Raw genomic sequence first — 26,561 nt, 5'->3', positions numbered from 1 at the left:
TCGAAGGGTGTCATAGTGTTCAGCCGTTGGCTGCTAGCGCTGGTCGGTGTACGCGAGGACCTCCTCGCGCGCGCGCCGTCGGATCGATTCCGGTATCTGTCGATGGCCGGGGTCCTCCTGACCACCGCGGCCGTCGCAGCTGTGTCGGCGGCCTTCGCGCTGCAGATGGCAGTGCACGCACCGTTGTGGGCCGCGATTCTGCTCGGCATCGGTTGGGGCGTGGTCATCCTCAACCTCGACCGCCTGCTCGTCGTCGGGATGCACCGGCACAAGTCGTTTCGGCACAACCTCTACGCGGCGATACCCCGGGTGTTGCTCGCCTTGTTGCTCGGGGCGGTGATCTCGACACCCTTGGTGCTTCGCATCTTCGAGTCGGAGATTCTCACCGAGGTCAAAGTTCAGCAACAGCAGAAGGAAAAGGACTACAAGGTATCCATCGACGACCAGTATTCGAAGATCCAGCTGCTCCAGACGCAGTTGGACGGGCTGAATACGAAGGCGCGGGTAGATCTGGGGGTGATCGCCAACAACCCTGCGGTGCAGAAGGCACAGCAGCGACTCGATGCCGCATCGGCTGAGGTCAAGGTCAAATTGGACGAAGAGACCTGCGAGATCGCGGGCACCTGCGGAAGCATGGTCGAAGGCGCGAACGGTCCCGCCGCGGTTGCTGCGACGGCCAGACGGGTCGCGGCCCAGCAGGAATACGCTGCCGCCGATGCGGCCTTGAAGTCCGCACAGGAGCAGGCGACGGCTACCGCGGGCATTGACGCGACAGCCGCACAGGCCGAAATCAGGCGTCTTCAGCCAGAACTCGACCTGCTCGTCGCCAATCGCGAGGCCGACATGGCCAACTATCGTAAAGTGTCGTCGAACAGTGACGGACTGCTCGCCAGGATCGAAGCACTCGACTCGCTCAGCGAATCCAGGCCCAGTCTCGGCCGAGCCCAGCTCATGCTGTTCCTGCTCTTCCTCGCGCTGGAAGTGCTTCCGGTGCTGGTGAAACTGATGCAGCTGAACGGCCCGCCGACGCTGTACGAGAAGCTGAGCGCCGAAGCCGACGCGGACGCCGAAGCCGAGGCTCGCCGCGAGTTCGCCCAAGCCTCCAATACCAAGGGACTCGCCGCGGAACGTGCCGCGGCAGCCGAATTGGAAGGGGCCCTGACGGGAAGGGCGTCGCCGATGCCACCGTGGACCGCGCCCGGTCCCCCTGCATCGCCGAATCGCGTTCCGCCGCACGCCTCCGTGCCCAGCGGCGACCAAGATACCGGGCATCGACCCGACCCGCGGGTTTCGAGGCAGATGTATCGGCAACCGGAGCCGGCGGCCGATTACGCGGACAACACCATGACTCAGCCGATTCCGCGTCCGCCCAGGATTCGCAAAGACGACTGAATCTTCCTCGATACCACCAGGTTTCGAGAGACGCATCAATGCCCACCAGCTCGGGCATCATGGATTTCGGAGGTCGAAATGGCAGCATTCGGGCGACGACTGGTCGGTGCCGCCGCGACGGTCGCGGTGGCGGCGGTGGTCAACATCGCCGCGTCGATTCTCACCGACAACCGAACGGCGGGGTGGGCTGCCTTCGGTGTAGTTCTCCTGGTGCTCGGGATCATCGTGCAGATCTGGCTCACTGCTCCGCCCAGCGAACCCACTCGAAGTGAGCAACACCTGCGAAACGCCGACATCGGCGGCTCCGCCGAGATCGGCAGTAGCCACGCGGTTTCGCAGGTCGTCACGGATGTGAAGATCACGGGCGATCTCAACATGAATCAGGGTGGCAATTGACATGACGTACCCGCACGAACCTCGTCTGCCGGGTATGGAAGTCTCGCACACCCATATCGGTGGTGATTTCAACGCGCGGCTGGAAAACCACCACTACTACCCGACCGCGCAACCTGCCCGGCGAAACCGCGGTCGCACATTCTCGTGGTGGCTGCTGATCACTTCCGCAGTATCGAGCGGGCTGCATATCTGGCTGGCTCCTCAGCTGGACCCCACCTCCTCGTATTACATGATCACCCACTTTCCCGACCCGCTCGCGCAACAGATCCTGCTCGTCGTCTGCGCGCTGGCACTCATCGTCGACGCGGTCATCACCAGGGGATTCCATCGGTTCGACCAGGTGCCGGTGATCCTTCATCGGATCATCCTCGGCGTTTCGCTGATCGCCATCGCACCCGTCGTCGCAGCCGCGTCGATCCTGGTGCTGACGCTGGCTCTGATGGTGTTCATGATCTACTTCAGTTTTCGAATCATGGGCATGGGTAACTCGCCGACGAATCGAAGAGGGTCTTTCTTCAGGTAGCCGATCATCCACCGCCAACCGCCTCGCCGGGCGTTCGTCAGCGCTGCGCTGCCGTGGACACGCCTGTCTCAGCAAGTTGGATCAACTGCAAATGAGTCTGATGCCTTGTGTGCGGTCTCGCCGGACTCATCGTGATGTCGAGGTGGAAGCAGGTTAGTGAAGGCTAACATAGTTACTCGAACCGTAAACTGGTTGACGATGTTTTCACTGACGACTAGGGTGGTGAAGCTATCGAGGCGAAAGGAGTGACTGATGAACTTCCGGATCGGGCGCGTGTCCGCCGCTCTCGGTTTCGGTGCGGTTCTCTGGTTGGCCGGATGTGCCACTCCAGCTGAGCAGCCTGCCGTCGAAACCTCTCGTACCTCGCTGTCGGCATCTTCGACGGTTCCGCTGGAAACTCCCGAAATATCCTCTGCGCCTGCACCTTCCGTACCGTCGCCCGAGAAACCTGCCCCGGTGACACCGGCGGCACCGGCCACACAACCCGCTCCGACGACTGCGCCCGAGGCCTACCTTGTCGAGTGCTTGGAAGGAACCCCAGGGCCGGCGATCTGGAGCGACGGCACCACCCGCTACTCCCAGTGGTGCTTCGACACCCGGGGCGGTCAGCAATATCTCGAGGAGGAATCCCAGTCCGGCGCACCTTCGAACAACCGGGGATACGAATGCGGCGCAAACGGCTGCTTCTGGCCGGACGGAACCCCGGTAATCGGCGCCGATCGCTGCGGCCGCCTTTGCGGCGAACCTCCGACTTCCGGTGATATTCAGGGTGAATGGGCGCAATTGTGTCGCGGTGAAAACTACCGAGCAGTGTCGAGCTGAGCTGAATGGCGGTTGACGTTCAGGGGCAGGGCCAGAAGCGGCCCGATTCTCCGTGGCCGGTACGCAGGGGAAGTTCGCGCTCGCTGATATCGGTGGCGAGTGGTATTGGGTCGAACACCACGGTGCCGTCGACGCACAACGTCAAGCCGGTGCGGGTCCCTGTGTCATCGGAAGTCCAGAATCGGGACTGATCCGCCGGACAAGAGTCGAATGCGCGACATCAGATCGAGCACGAACTCATCCTCGTTGAACGGTGTGTATCCGCCACTGTGTCTGTGCGACCTGACCTCGTAGAACAGGCAGCGGCGCAGCATCAGCACGTCATCGGGCAGTGTGCCTGCCTCTTCCCATTCGCTACGAATCGCCCGTACCGATTCGTCGAGACCCTCCGGCCCGCCGAACTCCCCATAACCCGAGCACGTATGCGCGAAGTCGATGTGCGCCTGCTCGTCGGAGTTCTCTGGCGGCACCGCACAGTGCTCAGGCATACCGTACTTCTCCTTCGGCTCCTGACCGCCACTGCTGGTGGCTGCGCAGTCGACGAGCGGCGCCCTCATCGATTGACACTATCGACCTGCGGCATTCCTGAATTCTGGTGCGGCACAGACTGATCAACGTGCCGCAGGCGCAGGTCTGACTGATCTCAGCGGGCAGTCGTGCCGCGTCGGCGGCGTGCCGAGCTCAGGGCAGGAGGGTCGAAGGCGTGATAGTGACCGGGAACGGCGTCCGGAGGTCGGCGGTATCGCCCGCGGCCACCCGGTGGGTTTGTTCGTATCCGCCGTCGGGACCGAGCCGGTAGGCGAACAGGACCGGGAGATCTTCACCGGGGAACTGACCCGCGAAAGGGTTGATCTCGAATCGCCAGTAGGAGGCGATGCCGGCTGTGCTGTACATGATCGGCTTCACGACCCGGTCGGTCATAGTCGTCGATTTCGAAACGACTTCGACGACCAGGTCGACCTGTGCGACCGGAACGCCCCGGGCGTCCAAGTCGACTGCTCCAGTGGCGACCATGGCATCCGGGATCGGCTCGTCGTCTCCGATGATCACGCCGACTCCGTCGAGCACCAGCGAGTCAACGGGTGCCGCATCGACCAAAACGCGAACCAAACGCTGGATAAGCAATTGGTGGCGTGGTTTCGGGGCGGCATTCACAACGAGCTGGCCATTCAGCACCTCGTATCGCAGTCCATCTTCGGGCAGAGCATCGAGATCGGCGGCGGTCCAATAGTCGTGGTGAGGCACCGGCATCGCCATGTGGGCCACCTCCTCCCTCGGTCTCGGGCCCGAGCAGTTGAACCAATACTAGCGGGTTCCTGCTGGGTAGCGCCTCATGCCGGTGGTGGATAGAGTCGAACATCGACCACCGCGGACAACGGCCCCAGCGTCTGGCGGATCAGCGGCTCCACGCTTGCCCAGTCGAGGCCGCCATGCCCGCAGCCGAGGGCCGGGATAGCCACGGACCGGATCTGGTTGTCTTCGATGGTCTCTGCGAGGGCAGGTAGGCCTGCGGCTACGTCGGTCAGGCGGCTGGGGGAGCGCCAGTGCCGTTTGGTCGGGTAGTTGATGATGAACCGCGGACCGCTCGTGGCGCCGGTGGCCCACACGTGCATCGCGCCGATCTGAATCCCGCCTGCCCGTGCGGCGCGGGCGTAGGCCCGAAACATCTCCGGGTACGTCTGCTTGAACTGCAGCGCATCCCTTTGCCCATCACGCCGACAGTGTTGACGGCGTTGACGAGCACTTCGACGTCGGCGTTGAGCAGGTCGTCGGCTTGCTCACGGATCATGTCGTCACCGTGAGATTCCATACCGAAGCATGTTCTTGCACAGGGCCTCTCAGGATCGAAGATGACGGGTATCGCGGCTTACTGCTTGGCTGGCATGGTCATCGCCTCGCCCCGCAGTTCTAGAAGTTGCGTTGCCTCGCTCACGACAGTCCTCTCCGCGTTGGTGCTGGCTGATGAGCAAGCTACAGATCGGCACCGACAAGAAACGGAATCGGTACGAACGGAACTGCGCTGCCCTGCAGAACGAACGAGTACTCAGCATCGAAAAGCGGTGACAGGAAACCTTTTATCTGCTCGAATGGTCACCGACCGCGAATCTCAACGGTTACGAACTGGCTGGGTAGGAGCCGATCGTGGATGGGATGCAAACGTCCGGGTGGTTGCGGCGCGACGGGGACGGCGTTGCCGCGCCGACGATCGGCCAGGTTGTTCGTGAGTACCGGCTTGCGGGCGGGGCCAATCAGGCTGCGGTTGCTGATGCGTTGGGGATCACGCAGCAGTTCCTGAGCCAGGTCGAGAAGGGAACGCGCAAGGCCACGCTGGAGCAACGGCAGCGATTCGCTCGGGTTCTGGGGATCCCTCCCGAGGAACTTGGGATCGCGGGCCGCGCTCACCGCCGCGCGGGCACCGATGGCACTCCGGCGGTAGCTACCAGTCGAGGCCGATGGCGAGTTCAGCGTATCTGGTTGAACCACCACCGCGACGACCTGGCGAGACTGGCGACCGCATGGTATCCGGACAAGTGCCGGGTGCCGAGGACGTCGCTGATTACTCGCGACGGCTGGATACCAACTGCACCCGTAGATTTGGATTCGATTCGTCTTGATCTCGACGAAGGGCCGCAACTCGCCGAGATCAGCGGAGCCGAGTGTGAGACTTTACCCGTGCGCCCGCTGCGCGTTCCTGGGCTGGCCTTCGAGACGTATTCCGCGTCGGTGAAACATCTTGACCCACCGCAACTATTCGAGTCGAGACCGAGTTACCGGTATCTCGGTGGCACCGTCACATCCGGGCTATTGGACTTCGGGCTGGCCAGCTACTTCGACAAACTCGATGTCAGCGAGGCGCTCGCGCACGAGTTGGCCGCGGTTTGTATGGCTCATCCGACCACTGACGTCTCAGACTTGAAGGGCTGCCTACCTTTCCGTGAGATCATCGGAGATCCATTCGATCCCGCACGGCGCGCGATCATCCCCGCCATCACCACATTGACGATCCGGCTGCGGAGGTTCCCCGCACCGCCGTCGTTCCTGCTGCACTGGCGGGATCCTTCTCGGGTCGCGACCGCAGCCGGTGTCTACGACGTGATTCCAGCCGGTGAGTTCCAGCCGTCGAGCATGGGATTGTGGGACCGCCGCAATGATTTCTCCCTGTGGCGCAACATGGTTCGGGAGTACTCCGAGGGGGTGCTCGGCCATCCAGAACACGATGGGACACGAAGTGTCCCGATCGACTACGCGAATTGGTCGTTCTATCAGCAGCTCAGTGCGGCTCGTGCGCAAGGAAAAGTCACCGCTCACCTTCTCGGGTTCGGGCTCGACGCGCTGACACTGGCAGCCACGTTGCTCACGGTGGTCGTCATAGACGACGACGTATTCGACGAAATCTTCGGCACGATGGTGCAGTTCAACGAGGAAGGGGAGGTAGTCGGCATCGGTGATGGGCGAGCCGCTGATGGAGTGCCGTTCACTGAGGAGTCGGTGACGCGGATGCTGGAAGTCGAACCCATGGCCGCGCCGGGAGCAGCGTGCTTGGCGCTGGCATGGCAGCATCGACACAGCTTGATCAGCTGAGGAATCTGGAGATCATATGTCCACGCAATCGCGCACCCTGACCGACAGCGAGCAGGCATGGGCCCGAACCCGCATCTATCTGCGTGAACATCGAACCGAACTGGACCTTGCTGCGGCGGAGGAATACCCAGTCGCACTCCGTGTGGCCCAATCTGCGCTACTTGCACGACGCGAGTGGCTGCCGACCTCGCCAATTCCCTTGAACGACATCAGGTTGGAATGGTCCCCCACGGAAGCCCTGTCGTCTCCGGCACATCCGCCGCGAAGTTCTGTCCTGCCTTCGCGTGCCGACGGTGGCGAGTATGAGACATTTTCCACAGCTGTTGGCGAAATCTCCGCGCCGACTGTCTTCGAGAATCGGCCTACCTACCGGTTGCTCCGTGCGGAGTTGACTGGTCATTCGCCTACCCTGCGATTTGGCGCCGGGCACTACTTCGACAGTGTGGATGTGGGAGAAGCGGCCGCTCACGAGTTCGCGGTTGCCTACCGCGACGGACAGGTCGCACCAGGCGTACGTGCCGCGATCACCGACCCGTGCGACCTCGGGCAGCGTCGTGCGAATCTCGCGATCAGCACGCTCACAATCCGGCGCGACGTCGACACCGACGAGCGGTCGTTCCTGCTGCACTGGCGTGACCCACGCAAGGTCGGCCACGCCGGCGGGATGTATCAGGTGGTCCCGGTCGGCATCTTCCAGCCCTCGGGGTACGCCGAGTGGAACGTGGGAAATGACTTCTCCCTGTGGCGCAACATGATCCGCGAGTTCTCCGAGGAACTGTGTGGTGCCGACGAAGACCATGGCAGCGAGAATGCCCCGATCGGCTACGAGTCATGGGAATTCGCTTCCAAGCTCACGGAAGGGCTCGGCGACGGATCGGTCGAGGCCTACTGCTTGGGCCTTGGCGTTGATCCTCTCAGCTTCGCCACGGATCTGCTGACCGCTGTGATCATCGACGGACCAATCTTCGATGAACTGTTCGGCGAGATCGTGACCGACAACGATGAGGGGCGCGTGCTCAAGTTACAGCCCTTCACTTTAGAGCGGGTCGAGCAGATCATCGCGGAGCATCCGATCCAAGCCGCGGGAGCCGCAGCCCTTCGGTTGGCGATCGCTGACCTGACCTGACCCGACACAACAGGCTGTTGTACAGCAGCCTGTTGTTGGAACCCCAGCCATGGTCGGAGAGACGCTGGGGCGGTGAAGAATTCAGAGAGTACAACGACCGGCCTGTTGCACCGCGCCGTCGATATCGGTTTGCAGTTCAAGGCCCGCCCCGAGATATTCGGTCGGCGAAGCAGCACACGCGAGATCCGGGACCTGCTGGTTACTGAGCTCCCAGTGCAGCCCATGACTGGCGAGGAGGTCCTGGCTGAGTTCGTGGATCACGTGCTGCCCCTGTGCAAGAACGAGGCTTCGCCACGGTTCATGGGTTTCGGTGACACCGGTGATGATCAGCTCGCCCTGATGGGCAGCGCACTGGCAGTGCTGACGCAGCAGAACATGATCAACCAGTCGTTCGACAGCCCGAGCGCCACCTTCGTCGAGATCGCCGTGTTGCGATGGCTGCGAGACCTGCTCGGCTATGTGAATCCACCGGTCGATGCGGTGAACACGGTGTGGGATGTGGGCGGCATGGTCACTCCGGGCGGGACGACCAGCAATACCGTCGCGATGATGCTGGCCAGGGAAGCGAAAGCACCGGGCACGATGCAGACAGGCGTCACCAACCCGGGCCGGATGGCAGTCGTTGTTCCGAAGGGGATCGGGCACTACAGCGTGAAGGCCGCATTGACGTGGATCGGGTGCGGAGCGCAGGTGATCGAAATCCCCACCGACGGATTCCGCTACGACAGAAACGAACTCGCCCGAACGCTGCGGGAAAATGCTGATCGCGTGATGGCGGTGGTTACCTATGCCGGTGACAGCCGAACCCAGACGGTCGAGGATCTGCAGGCCGTGCACGATCTCGTACGAGCAGCCGACCCGAGCATTTGGTTGCACGCGGACGCGTGCTGGGGTCTGCTCGCGGCGTTCAGCCCGAACCTACGGGACAAGATCGACGGCATCGCCGAGTTCGACAGTATCACCGTGGACCCGCACAAGATCATGGCAGTGCCTTACGGGCTGAGCGCCCTGCTTGTTCGTAAACCTGCTGTGCTGCGGACGATCTCGACCTACTCGGATTTGATCATGCAAGAGGACTTCGCCTTCGGACAGGTCACTCCGTTCATCGGCACCAAGGGATGGATGTCGCTGAAGCTGTGGATGATGATGCTCGGCCGCGGCCGAGCGGGACTCGCAGAACTCGCCGACCATCGGCGGAAGCTGGCTCGACGATTCGCTGAGTTGGTCGATGCGCACCCGCGACTGGTTCGGCTCAACGACCCAGACCTGGCGGCGGTTGTCTTTGCCTACCTGCCTGCGGGCATCGTGCTCGGACGTGTCGACGAGTTCGGGCTGGGCCGCATCAATCAGCTGAACATCGCCCTTCATGAGCGGATCCTCGCCGAGGGGCGCTGGCATCTGCACCAGTTCACGTTGCCGGATGACCTGGGACGTCTCCGAAAAGGATCGGTCGTGTATCCGCTGCGGTTCATGGCCAACAACCCTGGCCTAGCCGAATCTCACATGCACGAAGTTCTCGCCTACCTCGACCATCTCGCCTCGGATCTGGAGGAACAAGCAGCATGACGAATTCGAGTTTTCGCGCGGTGTACGAGACGGTCGGCACCTACGACAAGCTGCTGTTGCAGCATTTCTACGGCGGCACCGAAGACATCGACCTGGTCGCGGACTGGCTCACCGAACACCATGCGGCACCGCGTGTAGCGTTGAACGTTGTCGAATTCGGCTGCGGCACCGGCAGAATCACGGACGCGATCGCACCCTATGCCCGAAATCTCGTGCTGGCCGACTACAGCGAAACGATGGTGGCCGCGGTCGCGCAGAAGTTCCCCGACGCTCAAACGATCTGCGCGGACACCAGCGACGCAGTGGCCTCCCTGCTCGCGGCGGACCGAGCGGCGACCTTTGACCTGGTAACGGCATTCTGGTCGTTGAGCTATCCGATCGGCGAGTTCTTCGAGGAGCTATCGTCGGAGGGCGTGCGGCCACGGCGTGACCAGACCGTCGCCGCAGACCAAGCGCGGAAGTTCGTGCTCGACCTGGTTGGGCTGACAGCACCGGGCGGGCACTTGCTGGCCATGTTGTTCGACGCCGAAAGTCCGGAACAGCAGTTGGTGACACAGGCTTGGGAAACAGTCGCGCCATTCCCAGGCAGTGGCCGCGCTTACACCCGGCACATCCTGATCGATGCGCTTCGCGAGGCAGAGAACCGCGGCGACGGCTCGCTGACTCACACACGACTCGGAGGAGTTGCCTGGGCTCCTACACGTGAATCAGCCCGGGAATGGTTCTTCGGCGTCACCATCCCCAGCTGGTCGACGACCTCGAGCTCGAGCGGGCCGTGGAGGAGTTCATCGACCGATACGAAGTGCCGGAAGGTGGTGTCGCGCTGCCGAGTGGGGTCCACTTCATCGACTTCCACGCAGTCGCGCACCCACGTGCATCGCTTCCGGATGGGTTGGCGTCGTGACACCCGAACTGTTTGCCGCCGCGGCTCAGGTATCTCGTACCTGCACCCCGGCCGGTGGCTACGGATTGGCCTACGGTTCGCAGGCCAGGGGCATTGGTCACTCGGACTCGGACCTGGATCTGGTGTTGGTCGGACGGCATCGCCCCGGTTGTCACATCATGAACGACCTGGTCACCGCCGTGTGCAAGATCCACGACGACTTCGGTCTGCACAGCGACACAGAAGTCGATTACGAGACAAAGCTTTTCGCGACCTACGCCGATGTCGACAGTGCAGTCGGATTGCGGTGCTTCTCGAGGATCAGCGGTGTACTCAGCCCGGATCCTGTCGTTGCCGAGCAACGCTGGCTGAATTCGCCAGCATTTGCTCAACGGCTCGTCCTCAATGCCCTGACCAATGAACACGTGTTCCTCGGCGGAAGCGTGGCGCGCTACCGCGCTGACCGGGCGAGGGCGGAGCAAGCGATCGCAGTGCTTGCGATTTCGATACTGGGAGCACCCGAACTGACAGTGCTCGACGCCGTACGGGCACTCACCGATGGGCCCAGAGGAGAGCGTGGCAAAGACTTCCTGGGCTACACCCCGGGTCCGCGCCTGTGCGCCACCGTTCAAGCGGGGCTGGCGTCGCTGGTCGCAAGGAATCTGGTCGAGGTAATCGACGGTGTGCGGTATCGCCGATGCCATGTCCGAAACGTACAGGTCGGTCCTGGTCACGCCCCATGACGCACCTGCGACAATAGGCCCACTATCCCCTTCGAAAGGAATCCAAGGTGAGCTCTGCCGGTATTGTGCCGCTGCTCGGACGTGTTGCTGCCGCTGTGTCGGAGGCGATCGTGCGAGTCCGCCCGGAAATGGCGGACGCGGACCCGGTAGTGCGACGATCCGATCGGGCCGACTTCCAATCCAATGCCGCGTTGTCGTTGGCGAAGAAGGTCGGGATGCCGCCGGCGCAGCTCGGTGGCGAGCTCGCAGGCCAGCTCGACCTCGCTGATGGTGTGATTGCCGATGTGCAGGTATCGGGCCCGGGATTTCTGAACATCTCGCTCGCTGATCGGGCTATCTGGGAAAGCGCCGCCGCGCGGCTGGCTGATGACCGGCTCGGTGTACCGACCACCGAGAGCGGGCATCGTGTGGTCATCGACTACTCCGCGCCGAACGTGGCGAAAGAAATGCATGTCGGGCATCTGCGGACCACGATCATCGGTGACTGCCTTGCCCGGGTTTTCGGGTTCCTCGGTGCTGATGTCGTGCGTGCGAACCACCTGGGCGATTGGGGTACCCAATTCGGCATGCTCATCCAGTATATCGACGAGCACCCTGAATCACCCTGGCACACTGAAGAACTCGATGCTGACACGAGTGCAGTGTCGGCGTTGGACAGCCTGTATAAGGCCGCCCGCGCACTGTTCGACTCCGACCCGTTGTTCGCTGACCGGTCGCGGACGCGGGTGGTTGCCTTGCAAGCTGGCGATCCCGACACGGTCGCGCGGTGGCGGGAGATCGTCGTCGAGTCCGAGAAGGCGTTCGGTGCGATCTATGACCGGCTCGGTGTTCTGCTGACCCCGGACGATTATGTCGGTGAGTCGTTTTACAACGATCAATTGGCTGATACGGTCACCGAACTCATCGACAAGGGCGTAGCCGTCGACAGTGACGGCGCGATCGTCGTGTTGTCGGAGCAGGTCACAGGCCCTGACGATCAGCCTGTTGTGCTGATGGCCCGCAAACGTGACGGCGGCTATGGCTATGACGGCACCGACCTGGCCACCATCCGGTACCGCATCGCCTCGCTGCACGCGGATCGGTTGCTGTATGTCACCGATTCACGGCAGGCATTGCATTTTCAGCTGATCTTCGAAGCGGCGCGGCGGGTGGGCTGGCTCACCGACGCGATCCAGGTCGATCACGTGGCATACGGCACGATCTTGGGACCGGACGGCAAACCGTTCAAAACCCGTGCGGGCGGGACGGTTCGGTTGATGGGACTGCTCGACGAGGCCGCCGCACGTGTTCGTGCTGTTGTCGCGGAGAAGAACCCGGACCTGTCTGCTGTTGAACTCGACACCATCGCCGAGCAAGCGGGCATCGGTGCGGTCAAGTACGCGGACCTGTCGACGTCGCGGGTCAAGGACTACACCTTCGATCTGGACCGGATGACGACGCTGAACGGCAACACCGGTGTTTACCTGCAGTATGCCCATGCTCGAGTGCGTTCGATCCTGCGTAAGGCTGACGCCACGACACTGTCCATGGTTGATACTGCAGTCCCGCTCGAGTCGGCCGAGCGGGAGCTGGTGTTGGTGCTCGACGGTTACGGGACTGTCCTGGCCGAGGTGACCCACGTACTGGAGCCGCATCGGCTGGCTGGCTATCTCTACGAGCTCGCCCGTGCCTACACCTCCTTCTACGACGCGTGCCCGGTTATCGCGGCTGGTGAACCGATCCGATCGAACCGAATCGCGCTGTGTCAGTTGACTGCTCGAACGCTGGAGCTCGGGCTGGGTCAGTTGGGAATGGCTGCACCACAACGGATGTGACCTATCGGCCGGGCGCTTGCCACATCGACGCGGCGCCCGGTCAGCAGCCCGTAGACTCGTAGTCTGATGCTTTGCTCGGTATGTACCGGTGATCACTTGTAATGTCGGGCAGTGCCCGAGGTGCACAAGGTGACAGTCCAAATACGTGGTGTACCGGGATAATCCCCGAGCTGCTCGCTTTACCCGGGCGCTGGACAATTGCTGACGAATCGGCGGGATTGCAAAACTGTCGGTGGTCCCGGGTAGCGTTCTCGAACTGTCAACCAGGAGGTTCATTCGTGCAGCTTGAAGAGCTGAAGCCCGGTCTGCGGATCGACGGGGTCATCCCGGCCGAGGTGATCACAGTCATCGCCGCGCAGTGGCACGGCGTGGATGCACTCGAGCTCACCTACAAAAACGCTGCGGGCGGTCTCGGCCAGCAGGTCGTGTTCCGAAAGGACCAGGACAGCCTCAGCGTCGCCCAGAGCGGCAGTCGCGCGTTCGATGCCGCTGCCAGCGACTTCAAGCTCGTCGCTGAGGCCCAGCGCATCTCCCTGGCCGGACTGTTCGACCCGATGCTCGCGGTCGCCACCAGCGACGTTCAACCGCTGCCGCACCAGATTCGCGCGGTGTACGGCGAGCTCCTGCCGCGGACCCCGCTCCGGTTCCTCCTTGCCGACGACCCCGGCGCAGGCAAGACGATCATGGCCGGTCTCTACGTCAAGGAGCTGCTGCTTCGCGACGACGTCAAGCAGTGCCTGATCATCGCTCCCGGCGGCTTGGTCGAGCAATGGCAGGACGAGCTCTTCTTCAAGTTCGGCCTCCGCTTTGATCTGCTGACCAACCAGCTCATCGACGCTCAGGCGAATTTCAACGTCTTCGAGACCAACCCGCTGCTGATCGCGCGAATGGACCAGCTCTCCCGCAACGAGCAGCTTCAGGCCCAGCTCAAGGAAACCGAGTGGGACCTGATCATCGTCGATGAGGCCCACCGGATGGGGGCGCACTACTTCGGCGGAGAATTGCGGAAGACCAAGCGATTCCTACTCGGCGAGATCCTCGGCCAGATCACCCGCCACCTGCTGCTGATGACCGCAACACCGCATTCGGGCAAGGAGGAAGACTTCCAACTCTTCCTCACCCTGCTCGACCGTGACCGGTTCGAAGGCAAGCAGAAGAAGACTGCCGATGTCAGCGGCATCATGCGCCGCATGGTCAAGGAAGACCTCCTGACCTTCGAGGGCAAGAAGCTCTTCCCGGAACGTATCGCAGAGACGGTCCCGTACGAGCTGACGGCGCTCGAATACGACCTCTATGAGAATGTGACCCACTACGTCCGCGAGGGTATGAACCGCGCCGAGCGTGTCGGTGGCAAGCGCAAGAACACCGTCGGCTTCGCATTGACAGTCCTCCAGCGACGCCTCGCGTCCAGCCCGGAGGCGATCTACAAGAGCCTCGTCAGGCGCTCCGAGCGCCTGGAGCGCAAGAAGCTCGAGATCCAGAACGGCACCTACCGCGACAGCGAACCGACCATCGACGTCAGCGACATCGATGACGACGAATTCAACGCCGAAGAGCTCGAGCAGATGGAGGAGGAGCTCCTCGACACAGCAACCGCAGCCCGTACGGTCGCTGAACTCAACGCTGAGCTCGTCGAACTCGGTGACCTGATCAATACCGCGAGACTCGTACGCGAAGCCGGCACCGACCGTAAATGGACCGAGCTGTCGACCATCCTCCAGGACAACGCGCTCGTCACCGACAAGAACGGTTGGCCGCGGAAGTTCATCATCTTCACCGAGCACCGCGACACCCTCGACTACCTCCAAGGCAGGATCGGCTCGCTCCTCGGCAAGCCCGACGCAGTCCGCGCAATCCACGGCGGAGTACGCCGCGCCGAACGCCGTCAGATCACCGAGGAGTTCACCAAGAACCGCGATTGCCAGATCCTGCTGGCCACGGATGCGGCTGGTGAAGGTCTCAACCTCCAGGCCGCGCACCTGATGGTCAACTATGACCTCCCGTGGAACCCGAACCGCATCGAGCAGCGCTTCGGCCGTGTCCACCGCATCGGCCAGGAGGAGGTCTGCCGCCTCTGGAACCTGGTCGCCTCGAACACTCGCGAGGGCGAGGTCTTCACCCGGCTGCTGGAGAAGCTCGAACAGATGCGGCAGGCATATGGCGGTAAGGTCTTCGACGTCCTAGGCGAGGCCTTCACCGACATCCCACTGCGAGATCTGTTGCTGGAGGCCATCCAGTACGGTGAGCGCTCCGATGTAAAGGCCAAGATGCACGAGGTCATCGACGCCTCCGTAGGGGAGGGGCTCAAGGACCTGCTGGACGAGCGAGCTCTCGCCTCCGAGCACCTCGCCGAAGCCGACCTCCACGCGCTGCGGGCCGCGATGGACGAAGCACGCGCGCGCCGACTGCAGCCGCACTACATCGAGCTCGCCTTCAAAGCCGCGTTCACCAAGCTCGGCGGTCGCATTGTCAAGCGTGAACAGGGGCGCTACGAAGTCGCGAACGTCCCGCAGCACATCCGCGCAGCTGGCACTGGGCCGATCGCGACGAAGTACGACCGGGTCACGTTCGATCTCAGCCACGTCCAGTCCGGGGACCTGACCCGAGCCGATCTCCTGGCGCCCGGCCACCCGTTGCACGACGCTGTCATGGGCGAAGCGATCCGCAACTTCGGTGGCGCACTTAGCCAGGGCACGATCCTCGTCTCGGCGACCCTGGAAGAACCCCATCTCCTCGTCGGTGTCGTCGAAGAGGTCGCAGACGCCACCGGTGGGTCGGTCGCGCGGCGCTTCGCCTACGCCTATGTCGACCAGTTCGGCACCGTCGGTCCCGCTGGCCCTGCGCCCTATCTCGACTGCGTGGCGGCACCTGAAGGTCCTGTCGTTGACGCCGCCCGGAGCCTGGCCTGGCTCGGCGACGCCGAGGACAAGGGCATGAGCTGGATCATCGCCAATCAGCTTCCGGAATACCTCGCCGAAGTCCAGCCGCGACGGCTTGCGGAGCTTGAGAAGGCCCGCGAACTGGTAACAAAGCGGCTCAGTTCCGAGAGCGAGCGCCTCCTGCTCGATGCCGCAGTGGCATCGGAAAAGGAACAGAAGGGCGAGAAGCCCAAGGAATCCTCCGACAGCCTCAACCGAAAGGCCGTCGAGCTCGATGTTCGTCTTCGCAAGCGTCTCGCCCTGCTCGACCAGCAGCAGCTCATGTCGACAAAACCGCCACACATCGTCACGGCGGCACTCGTTTTGCCGGTCAGGATGGTCGAAGGCGAGATCCCGGCCACCGCACCCATCCATGCCAAGGAGACCAAGGAAGTCGAGCGCCGCGGTGTCGACCTTGTCCTGGCTCGCGAGCGCGAGCTGGGTCGCCGACCGGTCGAGCAGGCCTTTAACAACAAGGGCTTTGACATCCTCTCGACCGACGTCAGCGGCGACACCTACCGGATCGAAGTCAAGGCTCGCATCGAGGGCGCGAAGGACTTCTTCGTCACCCACAACGAAGTCATGACGGGCAAGAACGCCGTTCCGCGGTACCGCCTCGCGCTGGTGAAGGTCGACCCTCGTGGACAGCAGTTCGACGAGGTGAGGTACCTCGGCGATCCATTCGCTACCACTGACCTCGGCGACTTCGAAGCCACCGGCATCCGTGGCGACTGGGCCAAGACCTGGGCGAAGGGCACGTCACCGTTTTAACACCCTCGGGCCCATGAATCACTCGCGTTCCGCAACGTCGGGCCCACCGGTAAGTTCATGTCCAAATCACGCGCCGCACCGGCGCCGAGGTTCGCCCGTCATTTCGGGCATGGAGGGTCGAGGAACTAGTGCAGAAACGCAAGCTGATCGAGGTGGCTCTGCCGCTCGAGGCGATCAACCGAGAGTCTGCTCGGGAGAAGTCGATCCGGCACGGACACCCGTCGACTCTGCACGTTTGGTGGGCGCGACGACCTTTGGCTGCCGCGCGTGCCGTGCTGTTCGCTCAACTCGTTGATGACCCAAGTTCAGACCCAAGCCTGTCAGACGAGGAGCAGCGGCTCGAACGTGAGCGGCTCCACAAGCTGATGGAGCGGCTGGTTATCTGGGAAAACTCAAGAGATGAGAGAGTCCTGGACGAAGCACGCTCGGAGATTCTCCGATCGACGGGCGGAGCGCCGCCTGCCATCCTGGATCCCTTCGCCGGTGGTGGTGCCATTCCACTCGAAGCCTCGCGGCTCGGTCTGCAAGCGAGGGCATCGGACTTGAATCCAGTCGCAGTCCTGATCAACAAAGCGCTCGTCGAGTTCCCGCCGCAGTTCGCGAACCGTCCGCCCGTGTTTCCTGGAGCGGCGCAAGCACAGATTCGTTCCTGGAACGGCGCTGAGGGCCTCGCGGCCGACGTTCGCGCATACGGCGAGTTGATCGGAGAGGCCGCTCAAGCGCGGCTCGGGGACCTGTATCCTACGGCCGTCATGTCGGAAGGCATCAAACAGAAGGTGATCGCATGGATTTGGGCACGCTCCGTTGCATGCCCAAACCCGGCTTGTGGGATCGAGACCCCGTTGGTGCGCTCCTGGTGGTTGAGCAAGAAGCACGGGAGGGAGACGTACCTTAAACCAAGCATTGTTAGCGATTCAACTCATTCGTCTGGAGTCAGGGTCCAGTTCGACGTCGTGCAAGGCAATAGTTGCACCGCCGATGTCGGAACGATGGCAGGGCGACAGGGTGCCCGATGTATTTCGTGCGACGCGAGCGTGGGGAAGGACCACATCAAGGCCGAAGGGGTTGCTGGTCGAATGGGGGCGCTCCTGATGGCCACCGTGGTTGAGTCCGGGCGACGGCGACACTATCTGTCTCCGACCGCCGAGCAGGTGGCCGCGGCTGATGTTCCAGCTCCCGATGACGTTCCCAGTGAAGAACTCGCATACGATCCGCGGAACCTATGGACGCCGCAGTACGGCTTGACCAAGTTCTCAGACCTCTTCACACCCCGCCAGTTGACCCTCCTTACGACGCTCGCGGACCTCGTGTTGACGGTTCGCCAGCGGATAGTTGCAGACGGTGCGGACGCAGCGTACGCAGACGCCGTTGCGACCTACCTCGGGCTCTGCGCAAGCAAGATGAGCGTCTTCCATTCCTCCCTATCCCGGTGGCGAGCCGATGCAGACAAGACAGCACCTGCATTCGGGCGCCAAGCCATCGCCATGGTTTGGGACTTCGCGGAGACGATGCCTTTTGCTGGAGCCGGTGGCGACTGGCTGGGCGTTGTTGACGGCGCGGCACGCACATTGGAAGGGCTTCGGCCTGCAGGGCAAGGCAGCGTCGCGCAATCACCTGCCCAGACGGCGGGATTTGCGGACGTTGTCATTTCCACTGATCCGCCGTACTACGACAACATCAACTACTCCGATCTTTCCGACTACTTCTACGTTTGGCTCCGCCGAGTGTTGCGCGACATATACCCCGATCTTTTGTCGACGATGCTTGTTCCGAAGGCCGACGAGCTGGTGGCCAATCCCTATCGCCACGACGGATCGGAAAACGCGAAGGAGTTCTTCGAGTCTGGATTCCGGGACGTATTCGCACGCGCTCGCGAGACTGCAAGCTCCGACTATCCGATCACCGTCTACTACGCCTTCAAACAGAGTGAGACCGACGATGCGGGCGAGGCATCGAGCGGTTGGGAAACGCTTCTTGAAGGCATGATTCGGGCCGGCTGGGAGATCACATCGACTTGGCCTATGCGGACGGAAGGTGGCACCCGGCTCATCGCAGCGGGAACAAATGCCTTGGCGTCATCGATCGTGCTGTCGCTTCGGCCGCGCCCCGAGGGAGCTGCTGTATCCGACCGCCGTGGCTTCATCGCCACGCTGGAGTCTGAGTTGCCGGACGCGCTGCGCAAACTTCAGCAGGGTCAGATTGCCCCGGTTGACCTGCCGCAGGCGGCGATTGGGCCGGGCATGGCTGTCTTCAGTCGGTACAGCGGGGTGCTAGAGCCGGACGGCTCGAAGATGACGGTTCGATCCGCGCTTGCCCGTATCAACGAGATCCTTGATCAGGTCCTGAATGAGCAAGAGGGCGACTTTGACCCGGTCTCTCGGTTCGCGATTCAGTGGTACCGACAGCGCGGCTACACCGTCGGTCCATACGGCGAGGCTCAAAGTCTCGCGAATGCGCGGAACACGCAGGTTGAGACGATGGACCGCGATGAGATCCTGACGAGTCGCGCCGGCGATGTTCAGTTGATCAAGCCGTCCGACCTGTCTTGGGAGTACGACGTCCTTAAGGACTTGCACACCAGCAACTGGGAAGCGATGCACCACCTGATCAAGGTGCTGGAGCGCGACGGCATCGCACCGGCCGGTGAGTTCCTGCAGGCTGCGTTGTCTCGGGCCGACGGAGCGGTGGACGCCGATCTCGTGAAGGAGCTCGCGCACCTGCTCTTCCGCATCGCCGAGGGCAACGGTTGGACGAAGGACGCGCTCAGTTTCAACACGCTGGTCACGAGCTGGTCCGAAATCCTGGAAGTGGCCCGGTCTAAGAAGAAACCCGTGGTTCGGCAGGGCGCCTTCGACTTTGACGAGGAGGATGACTGATGAAGGACTCGACTGTATCTCGTCGCGCTCGTCCGCAAGTTCGTCCTCCTCCGGCTGGAGACCTGCTTGCCAAGCAGCCCGGCGTGAGCTACCAGCACAGGATGATTACCGTCGAGCCGGTCCTACCTCAGAACCCCAAGGGCAGCAACGTTCGGAAGCAGGACTTCACCGACGAAGAACGTCTGCACGGGTCCCACCGCCTCGGGAACCTGGTGTTGCTCAACCGCGCCAAGAACGGTGAGGCGCAGAACTACGACTTCGCCAAGAAGACGGCGAACTACTTCACCAGCGCGAACGGCAGCGCCGTCTTCGCGCTCACGACTCAAGTACTCTCGCGGGGGGAGTGGACCCCGGCTGTGATCGAGGCTCGCCAGGCGGGCCTCCTGGCTGTGCTTCACAAGGAATGGGAACTGAACTGAAATGGCTCTGAGTAACCGCGACCGTATCGACCGTATGTTCCAAGTACTGGCGCCGGCACTCGATGACTTCATCTCAACCGTTGTTGGTCAGGGCGATCCGGCGCTCGGGGCCGTATGGACCAAGCTGGTTCAGACTAAGGACAGCAAGAACGGGGCTCCGTCGACGAAGACGTACGACGCCCTGGACCCGCAGGTTCAGTTCAGGATCTTGACCGAAAGCAACATCACGACCGGGTTCAAGCCGGGGTGGCGCCCGTTCAATCAAGCCATCGGCCGCGCCGGTGAGACCTTTGCCAACGAACTTCGCGAGGTGCGCAACCAGTGGGCGCACAACAGCACATTCACCGATGACGATGCCTATCGTGCCCTCGACACCGGCGAACGACTTCTCAAGCTGATCGGCGCGGGCAAGGACGCCGATGAGGTCCGACGTATTCGCCTGAATCTGCGCCGCGTCACCGCTGACAAGGACGACAAGAAGGTACTGAAGGCCGCCGTTGACAACCCCGAGGCCGCAGGCCTGCGGCCTTGGCGCGAGGTGCTCCAGCCTCACGATGACGTGGCAACAGGCAACTTCCACGCATCGGAGTTCGCAGCCGACCTTTACAAAGTCGCTACGGGTGGCGAGGTCGATTCCGACTACGCCGACCCTGTCGAATTCTTCCGCCGTACCTACCTGACCGAAGGTCTCCGCGACCTTATCGGCCGCGCTGTCCGCCGCCTCGCAGGCGACGACAACGCTTCCCCGGTCATCAATCTGCAGACCAACTTCGGCGGCGGCAAGACTCACTCGATGCTTTCGCTGTGGCACGTGGCCGCCGGTCTGCCGGTTGGCAACTTCCCGCAAGAGACTCAGGAGCTCCTGACCGCCAACGGCTACTCAGCCACCAAGGTCAACCGGGTCGCCATCGTCGGCAACCATTTCAGCCCGTCCGGCGTCACGAAGAACGACGGCACCCACGTGAACACCATCTGGGGCGAGCTCGCCTGGCAGCTCGGCGGGCCGAAAGGCTATGCGGTCGTGGCCAAGGCAGACCGCGACAGGACCCATCCAGGCGAGGCTCTCCACGAGCTTCTAGCAAAATATGCGCCTGCTGTGATCCTGATCGACGAGTGGGTTGCGTACGCCCGTTCGCTGGTGGGGCGCGACGACCTTGCCGGCGGAACGTTCGACGACCAATTCACTTTCGCCCAGTCGCTCACCGAGGCGGCAAAAGGCACCAAAGGCGTTCTGCTCGCAATCTCGATTCCGGCGTCGGAGACTGGGGACGCTAACGACAAGATTGTCGTGGGCAACGCCGAGGAAGTTGGCGGCCAGAACGGCCTGGAGGCAGTCAAACGCCTTCAGAACGTCGTCCGCCGTATCGCGGACCAGTGGCGTCCGGCCTCGTCGGACGAGGCATATCACATCGTCAAGCAGCGGCTCTTCAAGCAGCCGGATGCCGCGGCGCTCGCGGCCATTGGCGCGACAGCTCGCGCCTACGTCGAGATGTATCGCAAGTTTTCCGACGACTTCCCTCGCGAGGCTCGCGATGCCGCGTACGAGAACCGGATCAAGCAGACGTACCCGATCCACCCGGAGCTGTTCGACACCCTCTACGAGGAATGGTCGTCGCTGGAGCGATTCCAACGAACGCGTGGCGTCCTGCGTCTGATGAGCACGGTCATCCACGCCCTCTGGACCGGTGAAGATCAGTCGCCGATGATCATGCCCGCGTCGATCCCACTCGCCACGTCTAACGTGAACTCCGAGCTCACGCAGTACCTGCAAGACTCCTGGAAGGCGATCATCGACGCCGATGTCGATGGATCGAATTCCGAGCCGGGTCGTATCGACAAGGAGAAGCCGCTTTTCGGCCAGCGGGCGTTGACCAAGCGCCTCGCGCGCACGGTCTTCTTCGGTGCGGCTCCGACGATCGCACCCGGGTCGGTCCACAAGGGTATCGGTGCTCAGCGGGTCTTCCTCGGAACCGCTATCCCCGGTGACATCCCGGGCAACTTCCACTCCGCACTGACACAACTCGGTGACCGTGCGACGTACTTCTACTCCGGCTCGGGCAAATATTGGTACGACGTCCAGCCCAACATCTCGCGTGCAGCCAAGGACCAGGCTGAGCGACTCCACAAGGAAGACGTGTGGGCCGAGATCGTCCGACGCCTCCAAGACCAGGGACGCAAGCGCGGCGACTTCGTCGGCGTCCACGTCTGCCCTGAGTCGAACGCGGACATCCCTGACACCGACGAGGCTCGACTGGTTATCTTGCACCCGAAGGTCGCCCACAAGAGGGGTGCGGACACAGCCGCAAAGGCGTTCGCCCACCAGGCCACTGAGCACCGCGGAAGCTCGAACCGGACACATCGCAATACGCTCGTCTACCTCGCAGCGGACGAAGCGCGACTCGAAGAGCTGAACAGCGCCACTCGCGACTACCTGGGCTGGAAGCACATCCTTGCCAATGAGACCGACCTCGATCTGACCCAGAACCAGAAGAACCAGGCCTCGCAGCGGGCCACCCAGGCTGACCAGACAGTTACTGCACGTTTGCTGCAGAGCTTTACCTGGGCCTTGGTGCCTGCCCAGCCTGATCCCGGCGCGCCGTTCCTGATCAAAGAGACCAAAGTCGAGGGTCAGTCCGACGCTCTTGCGGACCGCGTCTCGAAACGGCTGGGGAACGACGGTGACCTTTCGACGCAGCAGGCCGCGGCAACGATCCGCCTCGCGATCGGCAAGATTCCGCAGATCTGGAAGGACGGACACGTCTCGCTGGGCTCCCTGTGGGGCTTGTACGCCCAGTACCCCTATATGCCGCGTCTACGTGACAGGTCCGTTCTCGCCGCTGGAATCCTCGATTTGCCGATGATCTGGCAGACGGACGCGTTCGCCCTCGCAGCTGGCTACGATGCGGCCGCCGACCGATACATCGGCCTCTGGACCCCGGAGGACAAGGAGAAGGCTCCGGTCGCAACCGACTCGCTACTTCTCGTCCGCCCTGATGTCGCGCAGAAGCAGCGCGCGGACGAACCCGGGCCTGCACCGACACCGGAATCTGACCACGAGCAGGGTCCGGGCACAGGCCCGTCACCGGTCCAAAAGCCGAATAGTGGCTCATCGCAGACGCCGACGTTCGACATCGCCTGGCCGTCGCGTTTTTACGGAGTGAAGACCCTGAACTCCGACAAGATCGCGCTGGAGTTCAAGAACATTGCCGACGAGGTGCTCGCGCACCTTCGTTCAGGTGAGAACACCAGCGTCACGGTGCGGATCGAGATCGAGGCGACTGACTCCGAGGGCTTCAATGAGAGCCGGGTTCGAACCGTGTCTGAGAACGCGAGGACGCTCAAGTTCGATCAGTCCGGGTTCGAGGAGGCCTGAGCCAGCAGGCCACGGGGCAGGTTGACCTTCAGGAGGTCATGATGCTGGCGGCCTACACGCTCCCCGGTGCTCGTGCCCTGATGCACCAGTACCGGGGAGGGTGCCGCGGCACGTCGGATGTGCGCCACTTTCGCGCGGGAATGCCACCATACGGCGGAACAACAAGGCGACATCCGACTCCGCTTAGATTGCGGTATCGTTGCCACCTGGGGTCATCGACCTGAACTGCGCCAACCGATCTGGTCGTGTTCGCTTGGTCCGGCACCGGAATGGGACCAGGACGAGTTGGCAGGCAGATGAACAAGGATCAACGGACACAGCTCGCTGGAGTCACCCACGCGGTGGCGGGGTGGGTCATTCAAGCGCGAACCATTGTTGAGCATCATGATCAGGTCGCTCGTCTGGCGGCGGAGGCCGTCGCCGCGCTGCGGCGTGAGTGCTGCGCCATTCGCCTCGAAGGCAAAACGGCGTGGCGGGTCATCCCGCTCACCAGCTCACATACCCACCTTCTTGGCTCGCTCGCGCAATACCACAATCTGCGGAAGCTGACCGAGTTCGAGCAGCATCTTCTACGTCGGCAACTGATTGTCGAGGCTGACCACGCAATTCGTGAGGTGCAGAGTGCATCCGGGTTTCGAAGGTTCTTGCGCAGCAGTGGCAAGCGTGAGGCAAGCCGAAAGTCCGCGGATTTCCTCAACGAGTTCTACGAGTGGGCGGTTCTGAACAATGTCGCGTCTCAGCTCGAATCGCTGACGCCGAAGCTCAACACGGTGGTAACCGTGCCCATAGCCGACGCACTCGCTGACTGGGTCGGCCTGAGCAGTCAACTACAAGACGTCGGAGTCGCGCCACAGCTGTTAGCAGCAAGTTCCGTAGCGGGACTAGCCGCGACCATTTCGACAATTCAGGCCGCTGGTCAAAGGACACAGGCGCTTCGAGGCAACGCGGTCAATGCCGGTAACAACGTTCGCCAGGCAGAAACCAGGCGCCTGGTAGCGGAGATGCCTGTGGATCGGCTACGAGAGGCAACCCGAGAACGCCTCCAAATCGCCCCGCTGGATAAGGCAGGCATCAAGACCGTCCTGCAGGTCCGAGAGCAGGGACGCCTTATCGAACGCATTCCGGGTCTTGGACCGATGAGCGCGACCCGGATCCTCGGCGCAGCCGAAACCCTGTGGAAGACAACTCTCGATGAAACGCCACCGCGGATCGATCTCAAGACGCGGCCGACCGAAGCAACCCAACTGCTTCGTGCTCTCGCAGTTTGGGACGGTATGCGCCGAGGTGCGCCGACGGCCTTAGAGATTGCAGCAGCAAACGCACTGATTCCGCTCGGCCGGACCGTGAATGACCAGACCAGTCATCTACTCGTCTTCCCGGCGAGCCCACACACAGTAGCGGCACTCGGCGACTGGTTCGTCGATCTTGGACGTCGTGCTCGAGGACTGAGCGCCACCGAGGCGCTGGCAGGATCCGGCGCCGGAGGCAGGGCAGTCGGAGACCCATGGGGCGACTTTCAATCTCGTCCCGCAGATTACTTCGCCTTGCTTTCAGAGCTCGGATTTCTAACGGAAGATGAGCGGAAGACGCGAGGTGACCTCCCAGAAGTCATTGTCGAGTCCATTCGAAAATTTGAACTCAACGTCGAATACCTGTTGGCGTCGCTCCGTGGGTACCAAAGCTTCGGCGCACGTTTTGCGCTTGTGCAACGGAAGGTTATTATCGGCGACGAGATGGGCCTCGGAAAGACCATTGAAGCACTTGCGGTTCTTGCACATCTGCGCGCCAAGGGTGATCACCATACAGTCGTCGTCTGCCCTGCGGCGGTTGTGACGAACTGGGTGAGGGAGATCGCGTCGAAGTCGAGGTTGCGACCGCATCGGATTCATGGCACGGGTAGGGAGAGTGCAGCGCGTAGCTGGATAAATTCTGGCGGTGTTGCCGTTACAACCTACGAAACTCTGGCATGGTTTGATAGCCGTTTATCCCAGGTTGGCAAAATCGGATGCGTTGTTGTTGACGAAGCCCACTACATCAAGAACCCGGCGGCGAAAAGATCTCAACGTACATCTAACCTGATTTCTTCGGCTGACCGGGCAATCCTCCTCACGGGAACGCCGCTGGAGAATCGACTCGATGAGTTCCGCCATCTCGTGGGGTACGTCAGGCCAGAGCTCATCGTCGACGCGGATGAGTTCACGCCGGCACGTTTCCGCAAGCAGGTTGCACCCGCCTACTTGCGCCGAAACCAAGAAGACGTACTTGTGGAGCTTCCTGATCTCGTCGAAGTCAACGAGTGGGTTCCGACCTCGGACGACGACCGCTTGACGTATCGGGCGGCGGTCACGGCTGGAAATTTCATGGCCATGCGGCAAGCCGCGATGTCACACCGCGGCTCAGGCAAAGTGCAACGGCTTATCGAAATCGTGAGAGAAGCTGAGGAAAACAACCGTAGAGTGCTCGTATTCTCGCACTTCCGCGCGGTATTGGACCTGGTCGCGGCGGCTCTTCCAGGCAAGGTCTACGGGCCTCTCACCGGTTCAGTGCCCGCGCAGGCTCGGCAGACAATGGTCGATCAGTTCCAGAAGGCCGAGCACGGATCAGTACTAGTAGCGCAAATCGTGGCCGGCGGAGTTGGTCTGAATATCCAGGCGGCGTCGGTTGTAGTGATATGCGAGCCTCAGCTGAAGCCGACGATCGAATGGCAGGCTATCGCGCGTGCGCACCGAATGGGGCAGCTGGAGTCTGTTCAGGTTCACCGGCTGCTCTCGGAAGAAGGCGTCGACCTGCGGATAACCGAGATATTGGCCCACAAACGCGCGATGTTCGAAGAGTTTGCGAAGAGGAGTGAGACTGCAGGAAGCGCACCAGAGGCATACGACGTTTCGGAAGCCGACCTCACTCGGGACGTGATAGCCAGCGAGCGGGAACGGTTGTTCTCGGCGGGCGCGAAAGTCTGAAAACAATCGACTCGTTGCCAAACTTATCAGCTGCAGCCGCATGCACGGCTGAATTCTCCGGCACGACATCGCAGGAAGGGCATCGGTCTGTGGCGACCGCAGCCGGTTACCTTGTTCTTGCCGTGGCATCAGCCACTTACCGATGCAGGCCAGTCCCGACCCCGATCAGACGAAGCGGCTGGTCGGTGTAATCCAGTCGGTCAATGATTCGGTGGTCGCGACCGCCCGCTAGTGCCTCGGTGCCTTCCAGCCACTCAGAACAGTTGATCGAAACAGCGATCATAGGGCGACGCCCGCATTGCCCTAAGGAATGTCCCGTAAGTCGTTGAGCAGCAACAGGTATCGTCTTACCGGTGGTGATCTCGGCGTCTGACCCGGTGATGGTGGAGTTGTTCTC

Annotated in this window: 19 protein-coding genes and 2 pseudogenes; 17 read left to right on the top strand and 4 right to left on the bottom strand. The window is 62.2% G+C overall.

Annotation, left to right across the window (positions count from 1 at the left end):
* Nucleotides 1–15 precede the first annotated feature (15 nt).
* The 4 genes from ACFW6D_RS29335 to ACFW6D_RS29320 all read left to right on the top strand — a co-directional run bounded on the left by ACFW6D_RS29335 (nucleotide 16) and on the right by ACFW6D_RS29320 (nucleotide 3,133).
* On the top strand, nucleotides 16–1,392 hold the full coding sequence (locus tag ACFW6D_RS29335) for a DUF4407 domain-containing protein (protein ID WP_379333435.1): 1,377 nt from the start codon (nucleotides 16–18) through the stop codon (nucleotides 1,390–1,392).
* A gap of 78 nt (nucleotides 1,393–1,470) precedes the next feature.
* Nucleotides 1,471–1,788 carry a hypothetical protein gene (locus ACFW6D_RS29330; RefSeq protein WP_379333433.1) on the top strand — a complete coding sequence of 106 codons (318 nt, stop codon included), beginning with the start codon at nucleotides 1,471–1,473 and terminating at the stop codon, nucleotides 1,786–1,788.
* Nucleotide 1,789: 1 nt separating this feature from the next.
* The gene (locus ACFW6D_RS29325) at nucleotides 1,790–2,311 is read left to right on the top strand and encodes a hypothetical protein (RefSeq protein ID WP_379333431.1); all 522 of its coding nucleotides are present in this window, start codon (nucleotides 1,790–1,792) and stop codon (nucleotides 2,309–2,311) included.
* A 252-nt stretch (nucleotides 2,312–2,563) separates the two neighbouring features.
* The gene (locus ACFW6D_RS29320; RefSeq protein WP_379333429.1) at nucleotides 2,564–3,133 is read left to right on the top strand and encodes a hypothetical protein; all 570 of its coding nucleotides are present in this window, start codon (nucleotides 2,564–2,566) and stop codon (nucleotides 3,131–3,133) included.
* 164 nt (nucleotides 3,134–3,297) lie between these two features.
* Here ACFW6D_RS29320 and ACFW6D_RS29315 read toward each other — a convergent pair whose 3' ends face one another.
* The 3 genes from ACFW6D_RS29315 to ACFW6D_RS29305 form a co-directional block, all read right to left on the bottom strand.
* Nucleotides 3,298–3,690, bottom strand: coding sequence for a hypothetical protein (locus ACFW6D_RS29315; RefSeq protein ID WP_379333427.1), 393 nt, complete (start codon nucleotides 3,688–3,690; stop codon nucleotides 3,298–3,300).
* A gap of 124 nt (nucleotides 3,691–3,814) precedes the next feature.
* The gene (locus ACFW6D_RS29310) at nucleotides 3,815–4,390 is read right to left on the bottom strand and encodes a Uma2 family endonuclease (RefSeq protein WP_379333426.1); all 576 of its coding nucleotides are present in this window, start codon (nucleotides 4,388–4,390) and stop codon (nucleotides 3,815–3,817) included.
* A 74-nt stretch (nucleotides 4,391–4,464) separates the two neighbouring features.
* Complete coding sequence (locus ACFW6D_RS29305; RefSeq protein ID WP_379333473.1) at nucleotides 4,465–4,827, bottom strand: macro domain-containing protein; 363 nt, start codon at nucleotides 4,825–4,827, stop codon at nucleotides 4,465–4,467.
* A gap of 457 nt (nucleotides 4,828–5,284) precedes the next feature.
* On the opposite strand from ACFW6D_RS29305, the pseudogene ACFW6D_RS29300 reads away from it, so the two are divergent.
* The 13 genes and pseudogenes from ACFW6D_RS29300 to ACFW6D_RS29240 form a co-directional block, all read left to right on the top strand.
* A pseudogene (locus ACFW6D_RS29300) lies at nucleotides 5,285–5,455 on the top strand (helix-turn-helix domain-containing protein); the annotation flags it as partial.
* Nucleotides 5,456–5,857: 402 nt separating this feature from the next.
* The gene (locus ACFW6D_RS29295) at nucleotides 5,858–6,715 is read left to right on the top strand and encodes a hypothetical protein (protein WP_379333478.1); all 858 of its coding nucleotides are present in this window, start codon (nucleotides 5,858–5,860) and stop codon (nucleotides 6,713–6,715) included.
* Nucleotides 6,716–6,731: 16 nt separating this feature from the next.
* Nucleotides 6,732–7,841, top strand: a complete 1,110-nt coding sequence (locus tag ACFW6D_RS29290; RefSeq protein WP_379333424.1) for a hypothetical protein — start codon at nucleotides 6,732–6,734, stop codon at nucleotides 7,839–7,841.
* 72 nt (nucleotides 7,842–7,913) lie between these two features.
* Nucleotides 7,914–9,407 (top strand): pyridoxal phosphate-dependent decarboxylase family protein, encoded by a 1,494-nt coding sequence (locus ACFW6D_RS29285; protein WP_379333422.1) that lies wholly within the window; start codon nucleotides 7,914–7,916, stop codon nucleotides 9,405–9,407.
* Nucleotides 9,404–9,769 (top strand): annotated as a pseudogene (locus ACFW6D_RS29280) (methyltransferase); the annotation flags it as partial. The gene ACFW6D_RS29285 and the pseudogene ACFW6D_RS29280, both read left to right, overlap by 4 nt.
* Before the next feature lie 356 nt (nucleotides 9,770–10,125).
* Nucleotides 10,126–10,311, top strand: coding sequence for a hypothetical protein (locus ACFW6D_RS29275; RefSeq protein ID WP_379333477.1), 186 nt, complete (start codon nucleotides 10,126–10,128; stop codon nucleotides 10,309–10,311).
* A complete protein-coding gene (locus ACFW6D_RS29270) occupies nucleotides 10,308–11,033 on the top strand; it encodes a hypothetical protein (protein WP_379333475.1) in 726 nt (241 codons plus the stop codon). Before ACFW6D_RS29275 ends, ACFW6D_RS29270 begins: the two co-directional genes overlap by 4 nt.
* Nucleotides 11,034–11,080: 47 nt before the next feature.
* On the top strand, nucleotides 11,081–12,847 hold the full coding sequence (gene argS, locus ACFW6D_RS29265) for an arginine--tRNA ligase (protein WP_379333420.1): 1,767 nt from the start codon (nucleotides 11,081–11,083) through the stop codon (nucleotides 12,845–12,847).
* Between the two features lie 278 nt (nucleotides 12,848–13,125).
* A complete protein-coding gene (locus ACFW6D_RS29260; RefSeq protein ID WP_379333471.1) occupies nucleotides 13,126–16,536 on the top strand; it encodes a helicase-related protein in 3,411 nt (1,136 codons plus the stop codon).
* Nucleotides 16,537–16,664: 128 nt separating this feature from the next.
* Complete coding sequence (locus ACFW6D_RS29255) at nucleotides 16,665–19,412, top strand: DUF1156 domain-containing protein (protein WP_379333418.1); 2,748 nt, start codon at nucleotides 16,665–16,667, stop codon at nucleotides 19,410–19,412.
* Nucleotides 19,412–19,831: an HNH endonuclease family protein gene (locus ACFW6D_RS29250; protein WP_379333416.1), complete on the top strand. Its 420-nt coding sequence runs from the start codon at nucleotides 19,412–19,414 to the stop codon at nucleotides 19,829–19,831. Before ACFW6D_RS29255 ends, ACFW6D_RS29250 begins: the two co-directional genes overlap by 1 nt.
* Nucleotide 19,832: 1 nt before the next feature.
* Nucleotides 19,833–23,204 carry a DUF499 domain-containing protein gene (locus tag ACFW6D_RS29245; RefSeq protein ID WP_379333414.1) on the top strand — a complete coding sequence of 1,124 codons (3,372 nt, stop codon included), beginning with the start codon at nucleotides 19,833–19,835 and terminating at the stop codon, nucleotides 23,202–23,204.
* Between the two features lie 296 nt (nucleotides 23,205–23,500).
* A complete protein-coding gene (locus ACFW6D_RS29240) occupies nucleotides 23,501–26,164 on the top strand; it encodes a DEAD/DEAH box helicase (protein ID WP_379333412.1) in 2,664 nt (887 codons plus the stop codon).
* A 136-nt stretch (nucleotides 26,165–26,300) separates the two neighbouring features.
* Here ACFW6D_RS29240 and ACFW6D_RS29235 read toward each other — a convergent pair.
* Nucleotides 26,301–26,561, bottom strand: a 261-nt coding sequence (locus ACFW6D_RS29235) for a hypothetical protein (protein WP_379333410.1), incomplete at its 5' end; no start/stop codon positions are given.

Origin of the sequence: Nocardia sp. NPDC058705 (genome assembly GCF_042749305.1) — a bacterium.
Taxonomy (GTDB): Bacteria; Actinomycetota; Actinomycetes; order Mycobacteriales; family Mycobacteriaceae; genus Nocardia.
The sequence above is the reverse complement of the archived record's forward strand: the minus strand, read 5'-3'. Positions and strand labels throughout refer to the sequence as shown.